Source organism: Aquisphaera insulae (assembly GCF_011064615.1).
GTDB classification, from domain to species: Bacteria; Planctomycetota; Planctomycetia; order Isosphaerales; family Isosphaeraceae; genus Aquisphaera; species Aquisphaera insulae.
On sequence record NZ_JAALJH010000240.1, the window covers coordinates 1 to 814 of the forward strand.

Sequence of the window (814 nt, forward strand, 5' to 3'; positions counted from 1 at the left end):
AAGACGACGTCCCCGACGGCGCTGGGGCCGTCTGCGAGGTCAGCAGGCCGGGCTGCGTGGACGAGTAGGTGTACGTCGTCACGAGGTTGAGCGGGTCCTGCACCTTGGTGCGGTTGCCGTTGCTGTCGTACGTGAAGGACGTCGTCCGGCCGAGCTGATCCGTCACCGAGGCCGGCTCGGCGAAGCTGTTGTACGTGCCGTACGTCGTCGTCGTCAAGTCGGGATACGTGACCTTGGTCACATTCCCCTTGGTGTCGTAGGTCGACTGAGAGATCCGGTTCAGCCGGTCGATCGACGCGACGGGCAGGCCGTTGGCGTCGACGTCGGTCGTCGCGACGTTCCCGAGCGGGTCGGTGGCCTGGGTGACCTCGCCCAGGCCCAGCCAGTCGGGGCGAACGGTCGTGGTGTTGCCGTTGGCGTCGGTGTGGCTGCCGGTCGCGTAGGCCAGCAGCACGCCCGCGGCCGGGCTGCCGGAGGTGCCGCTGTTCGTCCAGCCCTGCTCCTGGGCCGCGGCGAAGGTCTCGCTGGTGCCGTCGGCCCGGTTCACCGTCCCGACGCGGCCGGCCGCGTCGTAGACGACGCCCGTGGTCTTGGTCGGCTCGCCGGTCGACGACGGCTCGGTGAGGCTCGTCAGACGGTAGCTCGAATCGTAGCCGTAGCTCCAGGCCGAGCTGTCCGGCAGCGTCACGCCGGTCAGCTTGCTGGACGACACGGTGAACGACGTCGTCCGCCCGGCCGGGTCGACGACCGACGACAGCACGCCCGACGTGTAGTTGAGCGTCGTCACCTCGCCGAAGGGGTCGGTGATCGACGT

Annotated in this window: 1 pseudogene; it reads right to left on the minus strand. The window is 69.3% G+C overall.

The window, feature by feature from the left end:
* Positions 1-814, minus strand: a pseudogene (locus G6O54_RS36960) (RHS repeat protein); the annotation flags it as partial.